Here is a 6165-nt window from a genome sequence, read left to right as displayed (position 1 = left end):
GCGTGTCCCAGTCGTCGGACGACAACGGCCAGCCGTGGCTGAACACGATGGGCTGACCGCTGCCCCAGTCCTTGTAGAAGATTTCGGTGCCGTCTTTGGTGGTGATGGTCGGCATGGTGGACTCCTTCTTGCTCTTGTTGGCTCGTCATCCTGGATCATCATTCCGGGACACGCGCCTTCGCGTGGACCCGGAATCTCGACCGATTGAGTGAGATTCCGGGTTCGCGCTACGCGCGCCCCGGAATGACGTTGCTAGACCTTCCCCGCCAGCTTCCTGATCGCGGCCTTGATCGATGACGACGCGTCGTCGTAGCCGTCCCACGCCTTTGTCTTCGCCAGCAGCGCCGGCACGGTGCGCACGGTGTAGCGTTTCGGATCGAGATCGCCGCGCACCTGCGGCCAGGTCAGCGGCATCGAGACGGTGGCGCCCTCGCGCGCGCGGGGCGACAGCACCGCTACTGCGGTCGCCATCCGGTCGTTGCGGTGATAATCGAGGAAGATCTTTCCCTTGCGCAGCTTCTTCGACATGTTGACCAGATAGCGCTCGGGCGCTTCATTGGCCATCCACTGGCAAACGCCCTGCGCGAACGCTTTGGCTTCTTTCCACGTCACCCTGTCCCTGGCGCCATGGGCCAGCGGCGTCACCACATGCAGACCCTTGCCACCTGTGGTCTTGCAGAAACTCGCCATGCCGAGATCGGCGAGGCGTTGCCGCATTTCCCTGGCGGTCTCGATCACCTCGGCGAATTCGACTTCCGGCGCGGGATCGAGATCGAACACCAGCCGGCCCGGCACGTCAGGCGCATCCGGCGCGCAATTCCACGGATGCAGTTCGAGGCCGCCGATCTGCGCCACAGCAGCCAGTCCTTCGACCCGATCGATCTGCAGGTAGGGTTTCCGGTCGCCGGAGACCTTTACCAGTTCCAGCAGGTTCGACGTCCCCGGCATCGCATGGCGCTGGAAGAAGGTCTCGCCGCCAATGCCGTCGGGGGCGCGGACCACGGAGCACGGCCGCCCCTTCAGATGGCCGATCATCCAGCCACCGACCGCCTCGAAATAGCGGGCGAGATCGAGCTTGGTGACGCCCTCGCCGTCGCCGGCGTCGGGCCACAGCTCCTTGTCTGGCTTGGAGATCACGACGCCCATCACCTCGGCGGATTTTCCCGTCCTTGATCCCGGCCGCGCCGGCTTGCCGGATTTGGCCGCAGGCCTGGCGTTGGATTTGGCTGAGGGCATGGCGATCCTGGTCATGGCCGGCTTTTCCGCCTCCACTTCATCGGCCGGCTTGTCCTGGCGCAGCCCCTTGAACGCCGCCTGCCGGATATTGCCGTCGCCGGTGAAGCCGGCGAATTCGATCTCGGCGACGAGTTCAGGCTTCAGCCAGTGCACGTCGCGGGTCTTTTTCGGGGCATTCTTGCCGCCGAACGGACTCGTGTCCGAGGCCGCCGCCTTCAGCGCCGGCATGATCCGCCGTACCGTATCCTGACCGAATCCGGTGCCGACCATGCCGACAAAGGCGAGGTGACCGCCGCGATGGACGCCGGCCATCAGCGAGCGGAATTTGCCGTTGGTGGTTTTCCACCCTCCCAACACCACCTCATGCCCGGCACGGCATTTGGCCTTGGTCCAGCTCTCGGATCGGCCGGAACGATAGGGTGCGTTGAGCTTCTTGGAGACGATGCCTTCCAGCGACAGCTTGCAGGCCGATTGCAGGATGGCATCGCCGCCGCTCTCGAAATGTTCGACATAACGGATCAGGCTGCTTTTGCCCTTGCGGGCCTCCAGCAGATTCTTCAGTCGCTCCTTGCGCTCGCCCAGCGGCAGGCGGCGAAGGTCTTCGCCACCGACGAACAGCAGATCGAACGCGAAAAAGACGAGCGTGTCGGTCTTGCCGTCGGAAATCGCCGCCTGCAGCGTCGAGAAGTTCGGCGCACCGTTTTCATCGAGCGCGACGATCTCGCCGTCGATCAATCCATCTGGCAGCGCGCTGCCCGCTTTCGCGATCGCCCCAAACTTGTCGGTCCAGTCGAGCCCCTTGCGGGTCATCAACGCGGCCTCGCCGCCCTCGACACGCAACTGCACGCGGTAGCCGTCGAATTTTATTTCATGGCACCAGCCATCCCCGCTGGGCGGACGATCGACCAGCGTGCAGAGCTCAGGTGCGACGAAATCCGGCATTGCGACCTTCTTGCCTCTGGCAGGCTTTGCCGGCGCTCGCGCCTTCGCCGATTGCGAGGCGGGTTGCCTTTTCGCCGCACGAGCCTCAGCGGCATCGCCCCGGTTCGAATTCCACACCGCGTCGGCCTTGCCACGACCGGCCTTGCCGAGTCCCTTGGCCAGCATGAACGGCTTTGGCGCCCTGCCCCTGCCGGCGGCGATCTGCTCCATCGACCGTCCCGAGGCGACCGACAGATCGGAATCCAGAATGTTGTTGGCCTTGCCTTCCCTGGCAAACTCGTCGCGATGCTTGATCAGCAGCCAGTTGGTGCGCTTGCCGCCATTGCGGTCGTGGCGCATCCGCACCAGCACCCAGCTGCCATGCAGCTTGTCGCCATCCAGCGTGAATTTCAGATCGCCTTTCTTGAAGCCCTTTTCCGGATCGTCGGATTCCCAATAGCCGCGATCCCACAGCTGCACGGTGCCGCCGCCATACTGGTCGTCCGGAATGGTGCCTTCGAAATCGCCATAGTCGAGCGGATGATCTTCCACCTCAACCGCGAGGCGCTTGTCGTGCGGATCGAGCGAGGGCCCTTTTGTCACCGCCCAGGACTTGAAGACACCGTCGAATTCCAGCCGCAGGTCGTAATGCAGCCGGGTCGCATCATGCTTCTGGATCACGAAGCGCCGGCGCTTCGACGGCGCGACTTCGGCCTCGCCCGAGGGCTCGGCGGTCTTCTCGAAATCGCGCATCTTGCGATAGGTGGACAAATTCCCGAGTGACACGATCAAATCCCACGCAACTGGAGTACCGGCGCCCGGCGCAGACCCTGTAGCCTGGAGACCTTAGAGCCTGGAACCAAAACCCTCAATTACCGTTGAAGTTCCCGAATGCGTTTGCGCCGAATTATTCCGCACACATAACGGGTTGGAGAAACCATGGCCTCGCCGCGCGCCTACTGGAAAGGGTCCTTGAAACTTTCCCTCGTGTCCTGTCCGGTCCTGCTCTATCCGGCCTCGACGTCATCAGAGAAAACCCGTTTCCACATGATCAACAAGGAGACCGGCAACCGGCTGAAGCAGCAGATGATCGACTCCGAGACCGGCGATGTCGTCGAAAGCGACCAGAAGGGTCGCGGCTACGAGCTGAAGAAGGGCGAGTACGTCGAGATCGAGAAGGAAGAGCTGGAAGCCGTCCAGATCGAAAGCAACCATACCATCGACATCGACAGTTTTGTCCCGAGGGACGAGATCGACAAGCGCTACCTCAACAACCCCTATTACATCGCGCCCGACGGCAAGGCCGGCGCCGACGCCTTCGCCGTGATCCGCGACGCCATGAAGGACCAGGACCGCGTCGCGCTGGCGCGCATCGTGCTGACCAACCGCGAGCACATCATCGCGATCGAGCCGCTCGGCAAGGGCCTGCTCGGCACCACGCTGCGCTTTCCCTATGAGCTGCGCGACGAGGACGACTATTTCGGCGATATCAAGAGTCCCAGGATCTCGAAAGACATGGTCGAGCTGGCGAGCCATATCCTCGACAGCAAGGCCGCGCATTTCGATCCCTCGAAATTCAAGGACGAGTACGAGAATGCGCTGAAGACGCTGGTCCGGCGCAAGGCCGCCGGCAAGCCGGTGAAGGCCATCGAAGCCGGGGACAAGCCGGACAACGTCATCAACCTGATGGACGCGCTGAGGCAAAGCCTGAAAGGCGGCAGGGGATCGGCAAAACGGGGCCGTCATGCCCCGGCGCGCCGGGCCGCACCGCGCCGGACCGCCAAGAAGGCGCACCGCTCCGCGGCGCGGGCGCGCAAGGCGGGGTGACTTGTCGTCCCTGCGCCCGCAGGGACCCATACGCCGTGCCGGCGAAACTGCGGATGATGTCAACTGAGCTTGTTGAACCACTGCGCCATCGCGTCGAACGACCGGGATTATGGGTCCCTGCGTGCGCAGGGACGACGATGGCGACCTACTTCTTCGCCTTCTTTTTCTTCGCCGTCTTGCGTTTCTTCGTGGCCTTCTTCGGCACCTTCTTGCCTTCCGCGCGCGCCTCGGAGAGACCGATCGCGATCGCCTGCTTGCGGCTCTTGACCTTCTTGCCGGACCGGCCGCTCGTCAGCGTGCCGGCCTTGCGCTTCTTCATCGCGCGCGCGACCTTGGTGGAGGCTTTCTTGGAGTATTTTCGTGCCATGTGGATTCTCCCGGTTACCGGAAAATAATCTTGGGCGAATGAGATGGTTCCCCGATTGGCGAAAGCGCACTAATCCCCCGCCCGCAGCCGATAGCCGACGCCGGTCTCGGTCAGCACGAATTGCGGGCGCTCCGGATCGGCTTCGATTTTCTGCCGGAGCTGGCGCACATACACCCGCAGGTATTGCGCGTCGGTCAGTTCGTCCCACAGCTCCTTCAGCAGAAACCGGTGGGTCAGGACCTTGCCGGCGTGCTGCACCAGCACGCGGAGCAATTCGTACTCTTTCGGCGAGAGTTTGACGTCCTTGTCGCCGACCTTGACGATGCGGCGCACCAGGTCGACCGTGAGATCGCCCGAGCGGAACAGCGGGCGTTCGCCTGCGACCTGCAGCTGATGCCGCAACGCCGCGCGCATGCGGGCCAGCAGCTCGTCCATTCCGAACGGCTTTGTCAGGTAATCGTCGGCGCCGAGATCGAGCGCCTGGACCTTGCCGGCCTCGTCGCCGCGGCTCGACAGCACCACGATCGGGACGCTGTCGTTGCGGCCGCGGATCATGCGCAGCAGATCGTGACCCTGGATGTCCGGCAGGCCGAGGTCCAGAATGATCAGCGCGGGGTCCTGCGCCAGCAACTCCAGCGCGGTCTTGCCGTTGGAGGCTTCCAGGATCTCGTAGCCCTGCGTGCTCAACCCCATCCGCAGCAATTTTCGGATCGGCGGCTCGTCGTCGATCACCAGAACCTTGATCGGGGCAGCACTCATGCGGCGGTGTCCAGCGCGTCCGATGCGGCCGGGACCGGCAATCTGATCGTCATCACCGCGCCGCTGCGGTCAGTCCGGTTGGCGGCCTGGATCGTGCCATGCATGGCCTCGACGAAGCCGCGGGAGATCGCCAGACCGAGCCCGGTGCCGGGGCGGACATGATCGCCCTTTTGCGCGCGATAGAACTTGTCAAAAATCATCTCCAGCTCCTCGGGCGGAATGCCGCCGCCCTCGTCGATGATCTGCAGGGCCACCCAGGCGTTCTCCCGCACGGCCCTGATCGTGACCGTGGTATCCGCGGGCGCATATTTTGCGGCGTTATCGAGCAGGTTGAACAGCGCCTGCTCGAACAGCACGGCGTCGATTTGCAGCATCGGCATGTCGGCGGCGAGTTCCAGCGACACCTTGTGGTGCGCGAGGATCTTGCCGGCGCGGCGCAGTACGCTGCCGACGATCTCGCCGATGTCGTGCAGCGCCGTATTCGGCACGATGGCGCCGGATTCCAGCCGGGTCATGTCGAGCAAATTGGCGATGAAGCGGTTGAGCCGCTCGGACTCGTCGATCACGGTGGCCAGCAGATCGTACTTTTCCTGTTCGCTCAGGCCGCTGGCGAGATCGCGCATCGTGGAGGCGGCGCCGAGCACCGAAGCCAGCGGCGTCTTGAGATCGTGCGAGATCGAGGTCAGCAGCGCCTGCCGCAGGCGATCCGACTCCACGGAGCGCTTGACGCGGTCCATGTCCTCCACCAGTTGCACCCGTTCGATCGCCAGCGCGCCCTGATCGACCAGGGCATCGAGCAGCCGGCGCTGGTCCGGGGTGAGCAGCGGTCCGGTGCGATCGTCGTCGATGCCGATGACGCCGATCGGCCCGCGACCGGTCCGCATCGGCAGGAACAGGCGCTTGGCGCCCGGCAGCGTGTCCGCGCCGCGGCCGGCCGAGCGATCGTTGGCCCACGCCCAGTTGGCGGCGGCGAGATCGGCCTTGTCGAGCTGGTCCTCGGGCGGATAGCCCGCCTTGACGGTAATGACGCCGTCTTCGGGCAACAGCAGGACCAC

5 protein-coding genes and 1 pseudogene are annotated in these 6165 nt (G+C 64.1%); 1 reads left to right on the top strand and 5 read right to left on the bottom strand.

The genetic code is table 11. From position 1 onward, the window contains the following. Window positions 1–115: alpha/beta fold hydrolase (locus tag Q7U29_RS12855; RefSeq protein WP_304741938.1), on the bottom strand; the 115-nt coding region annotated here is incomplete at its 3' end. Window positions 116–252: 137 nt separating this feature from the next. Beyond that, a complete protein-coding gene (gene ligD / locus Q7U29_RS12850; RefSeq protein WP_370691748.1) occupies window positions 253–2910 on the bottom strand; it encodes a DNA ligase D in 2658 nt (885 codons plus the stop codon). Between the two features lie 186 nt (window positions 2911–3096). Between ligD and Q7U29_RS12845 the strand changes: the two genes are divergently transcribed. Next, window positions 3097–3984: a Ku protein gene (locus Q7U29_RS12845; protein ID WP_304741934.1), complete on the top strand. Its 888-nt coding sequence runs from the start codon at window positions 3097–3099 to the stop codon at window positions 3982–3984. Between the two features lie 148 nt (window positions 3985–4132). Here the strand turns inward: Q7U29_RS12845 and Q7U29_RS12840 are convergent. The 3 genes and pseudogenes from Q7U29_RS12840 to Q7U29_RS12830 all read right to left on the bottom strand — a co-directional run. After that, window positions 4133–4351, bottom strand: a pseudogene (locus Q7U29_RS12840) (DUF6496 domain-containing protein); the annotation flags it as partial. A 69-nt stretch (window positions 4352–4420) separates the two neighbouring features. Then, window positions 4421–5110, bottom strand: coding sequence for a response regulator (locus Q7U29_RS12835; RefSeq protein WP_304741930.1), 690 nt, complete (start codon window positions 5108–5110; stop codon window positions 4421–4423). Continuing rightward, window positions 5107–6165, bottom strand: a 1059-nt coding sequence (locus Q7U29_RS12830) for an ATP-binding protein (RefSeq protein WP_304741928.1), incomplete at its 5' end; no start/stop codon positions are given. The genes Q7U29_RS12835 and Q7U29_RS12830, both read right to left, overlap by 4 nt.

The sequence above is a fragment of the Bradyrhizobium sp. genome, assembly GCF_030654605.1.
Lineage (GTDB): Bacteria > Pseudomonadota > Alphaproteobacteria > Rhizobiales > Xanthobacteraceae > Bradyrhizobium.
This window is presented reverse-complemented; position numbering and strand designations above follow the sequence as displayed.

Excerpts from the sequence above, each read along its gene's own strand:
- Q7U29_RS12835 (WP_304741930.1), bottom strand. The coding sequence starts at position 5,110 with ATGAGTGCTGCCCCGATCAAGGTTCTGGTGATCGACGACGAGCCGCCG.
- Q7U29_RS12845 (WP_304741934.1), top strand. The coding sequence starts at position 3,097 with ATGGCCTCGCCGCGCGCCTACTGGAAAGGGTCCTTGAAACTTTCCCTC.
- ligD (WP_370691748.1), bottom strand. The coding sequence starts at position 2,910 with ATGCGCGATTTCGAGAAGACCGCCGAGCCCTCGGGCGAGGCCGAAGTC.